This is a genomic window from Pauljensenia hongkongensis (assembly GCF_001746855.1).
GTDB lineage: Bacteria > Actinomycetota > Actinomycetes > Actinomycetales > Actinomycetaceae > Pauljensenia > Pauljensenia hongkongensis.
On record NZ_CP017298.1, the window covers coordinates 1,276,975 to 1,279,315 of the forward strand.

Here is a 2,341-nt window from a genome sequence, read left to right on the forward strand (position 1 = left end):
CCCGCGGCCGCGAGCGCGTCCGCGCCGTCCAGCCCCAGCACGACATCGGTGCCCTGGGCGGGCACGTCGCCGACCGCGTCGTAGGCCGCGGTGCCCACGGTGAAGCCCGTGTCCTTGGTGAAGGCCGAGACCACCTGCTCGGGCAGCTGCGCGCCGCCCACCAGTGCCACGCCGACGGCGCCGGACCCCTTGCGGGGCGCGGAGGCCGACCCGGTCCCCTGATCCGCCGACTGGGCGGATCCCCCCTGCGGCACAATGGGGTCCACGAAGGGGTCGGCGGGTGCGTTCGCGGAGACGGCCGGGGTGCAAGCCGCCAGTGCGAGGGCTGACACCGCCAGCAGGACGACCCGGGTGGCGCGCGCGTTGGTCATGTTCCCCCTCGGATGAGTGTCGTGCATGTGACCTCAGCATAGGCCGCGCAGGGGCCCCCGCGTCGAATCCACGTCGTTCGGGCGCGCGGGGGCGCCCCTGTGGGGCATCATTGGAGCACGGTCCCCTACCGATGAGGAGCAGTCATGGAAGGCTTGGGTTGGAAGCTCACGAACGCGGCGGTGCTGGCAGGAGCCGCGTTCGTGGCGAGCACCGCTTTCGAGTACGGGTGGAAAGCCGCCACCGGCCGTCCCGTCCCCGCCGAGGACGACGAGGGGACCGCACTGGCGACCCTGGTGGCCTTCGCCGCGGCATCCGCCGCGGTCGCCGCCGTCGCCCAGCGCTACGCCTACAAGGGCGCGCGCAAGTGGATCGCCCCGCGGCTGAAAGGGTCGCCCGTCACCGCCTGATCCCCGCGCGGGCGGGCCGGGGCGATGGCCCTCGCGCCGCGACCGCAGTCCGAGCGCTGATCCCCGCGCACTGGCCGGGGGCGGGAGGGCCTACCTGGTCGCCGCGCGGACCGCGGGGAGGTCGATGACGGGCAGGTACGCGGACAGATCCGCGCGCTCCCCCGACGCCTGGACGCGGCCGCTCCCCACGGCCTCGTCCCACCGCAGGCGCCCGGTCGCCAGGGCCAGCCACGTGTGCGCGTCCGTCTCGATCACGGCGGGCGGGGTGCCCCGGCGGTGGGTGGTCCCCGCCAGGATCTGGACGGCCCCTGCGGGCGGGACCCGCACCTCGACCGCGCGCCCCGGGTGCAGCGCGCCCACCTCCTCCAACGTGAAACGCACCGCAGTGGCCACTTGGCGCCGGGGCGCCGCCTCCCCCTGGGCCGCCCACTCCCCGAGCGCCGCCATGCCGTCCCGCTGGTCGATGCGTCTTCTCGCCATGGCGCCAGTGTAGGCCCGGGGACCGGTCAGGGAGGGCGCTGATGCCGCGGCGCCCCGGCCTGGGGCACAATGGACTCGCTCCATCCGCCGACGAGAGGCTCCACGTGCGCGTCAATTCGAACCTCATCACGCTCCGCTCGATCCTGGACCTCGACATCGCCCGGCGCTTCGAGTGGGACGCGGCGCTGGTCGTCGAACTGTCCGGCGTGGACAGGCCCGGCGACCTCTCCCCGCGCGTCGCAGAGGACCCCGGTGTCCTCTACGACATCGCCTCCCAGGGGATCGCCCCCGGATCGGCGATCGAGCGCGCCCTCTCCCACGAACTCCACGACGCCATCCAGCGCCGGTGCCGCCTGTGGATGGCGGGGATCCCCACCGGGCACCTCGACCGGCTGCGCTCCGAATTGGGCGAGGGCATCGTCCACGTCGCGGGGGCCCCCGACGAGGGCCTCACCCCGGTCGCCCTGGCGCCCCTGGAGCTCCTCAAAGCGTGGTCCCAGGGCTCCGACCGGCAACGGGCCTTCATCCGCAAGTCCATGGCCGGCCTGGACACCCTCACAACCTCCTCCACGGCGACGTGGGCGGCGCGGCAGGTGAGAGCCCCCATCATCGAGCGCTCCTTCTTCCTCAGACTGTGCCGCAACCCGAAGTTCATCGCCTACGTGGTCGTCCTCGCCTACTCGCTCATCCGCGCCGTGCCCGTCATGTACGTCCCGCATTTCAAGGGGAACTGGCGGGTCCTGTGGGCCATCGACATCATCACCGCGATCCCCTACACGTGGGGCATCATCGAGATGGTCTCCGGCCAGAGGCTGTGGCACCGCGTGATCGGCGCGATCACCACGGCGGTCACGTTCTTCGCGCCCTACGTGTACTTCCTCATGTACGGGCGCCACGCCCCCCTGAGCGTGTGGCTGGTGGTCGCCGCGATATTCTTCTCCGCGATCTTCCTGGAGGTCTACCGGACAATGCGCGACAGCGCGGTGAGGCGGGGCCTCGCCCGCCGGTGCCCCCGACCCCGACGACGAGCCGGCGCCCACCAGCCCGTGAGGCGGGCCGCGCCGCAGGACTCCTCCGCGCGC

General features: G+C 73.2%; 3 protein-coding genes and 1 pseudogene. 2 read left to right on the top strand and 2 right to left on the bottom strand.

Annotated elements, in window-relative coordinates; all coding sequences use genetic code 11:
* Positions 1–371 (bottom strand): annotated as a pseudogene (locus BH719_RS09630) (hypothetical protein); the annotation flags it as partial.
* 144 nt (positions 372–515) lie between these two features.
* Here BH719_RS09630 and BH719_RS05315 point away from each other — a divergent pair.
* Entirely contained in the window at positions 516–779 is a 264-nt protein-coding gene (locus tag BH719_RS05315; RefSeq protein ID WP_009743745.1) for a DUF4235 domain-containing protein, read from the top strand.
* Positions 780–869: 90 nt separating this feature from the next.
* On the opposite strand, the gene BH719_RS05320 is transcribed toward BH719_RS05315, so the two are convergent.
* A complete protein-coding gene (locus BH719_RS05320; protein WP_009743746.1) occupies positions 870–1,259 on the bottom strand; it encodes a sterol carrier family protein in 390 nt (129 codons plus the stop codon).
* A 41-nt stretch (positions 1,260–1,300) separates the two neighbouring features.
* Here BH719_RS05320 and BH719_RS09635 point away from each other — a divergent pair.
* Positions 1,301–2,341, top strand: a 1,041-nt coding sequence (locus tag BH719_RS09635) for a hypothetical protein (RefSeq protein WP_009743747.1), incomplete at its 3' end; no start/stop codon positions are given.

Excerpts from the sequence above, each read along its gene's own strand:
- BH719_RS05320 (WP_009743746.1), bottom strand. The coding sequence starts at position 1,259 with ATGGCGAGAAGACGCATCGACCAGCGGGACGGCATGGCGGCGCTCGGG.
- BH719_RS05315 (WP_009743745.1), top strand. The coding sequence starts at position 516 with ATGGAAGGCTTGGGTTGGAAGCTCACGAACGCGGCGGTGCTGGCAGGA.